Origin of the sequence: Vibrio sp. CUB2, assembly GCF_001557945.1 — a bacterium.
Taxonomy (GTDB): domain Bacteria; phylum Pseudomonadota; class Gammaproteobacteria; order Enterobacterales; family Vibrionaceae; genus Vibrio; species Vibrio owensii.
In genome coordinates this window covers 1-1,007 of record NZ_LNRB01000063.1, presented here as the reverse complement: position 1 = coordinate 1,007, position 1,007 = coordinate 1, and the positions used below count along the sequence as shown (strand labels likewise).

Below are 1,007 nucleotides of genomic sequence, written 5' to 3'. Positions count from 1 at the left end.
GGAGCGATTAGCTCAACTTGCATTTGGATGTTGTCGCCTGGCATTACCATTTCTACGCCTTCTGGTAGAGAGATGTCACCAGTTACGTCAGTTGTACGGAAGTAGAACTGTGGACGGTAGCCTTTGAAGAATGGAGTGTGACGACCACCTTCATCTTTAGAAAGTACGTATACTTCTGACTCGAACTTAGTGTGTGGAGTGATTGAACCAGGCTTAGCTAGTACTTGACCACGTTCAACTTCATCACGCTTAGTACCACGTAGAAGTGCACCAACGTTCTCACCAGCACGACCTTCGTCAAGAAGCTTACGGAACATTTCAACACCAGTACATGTAGTAGTAGTAGTGTCTTTGATACCTACGATAGCAACTTCGTCACCTACGTTTAGGATACCACGTTCGATACGGCCAGTTACTACTGTACCACGACCTTGGATTGAGAATACGTCTTCGATAGGCATTAGGAATGGCATATCTACTGCACGCTCTGGCTCAGGGATGTATGAATCTAGCGCTTCTGCTAGTTCAACAATCTTAGCTTCCCATTGCTCTTCGCCGTTTAGTGCGCCTAGAGCTGAACCTTGGATAACTGGTAGGTCATCACCTGGGAAATCGTACTCAGATAGAAGTTCACGAACTTCCATTTCTACTAGTTCTAGTAGCTCTTCATCGTCAACCATGTCACATTTGTTCATGAATACGATGATGTATGGGATACCAACCTGACGGCCTAGTAGGATGTGCTCACGAGTTTGTGGCATTGGACCATCTGTCGCAGCAACAACTAGGATACCACCGTCCATCTGTGCAGCACCAGTGATCATGTTTTTAACATAATCCGCGTGTCCTGGACAGTCTACGTGCGCGTAGTGGCGAGTTGGAGTGTCGTACTCTACGTGAGAAGTAGCGATTGTGATACCGCGCTCACGCTCTTCTGGAGCGTTATCGATAGATGCGAAGTCACGAGCAGCACCGCCGTATACTTTAGCAAGTGTTGTACAGATAGC

General features: G+C 47.1%; 1 protein-coding gene. It reads right to left on the bottom strand.

Translation table 11 applies throughout. From position 1 onward, the window contains the following. A partial coding sequence (gene tuf / locus ATB78_RS27790; protein WP_060990389.1) for an elongation factor Tu occupies positions 1-1,007 on the bottom strand: 1,007 nt, incomplete at both ends.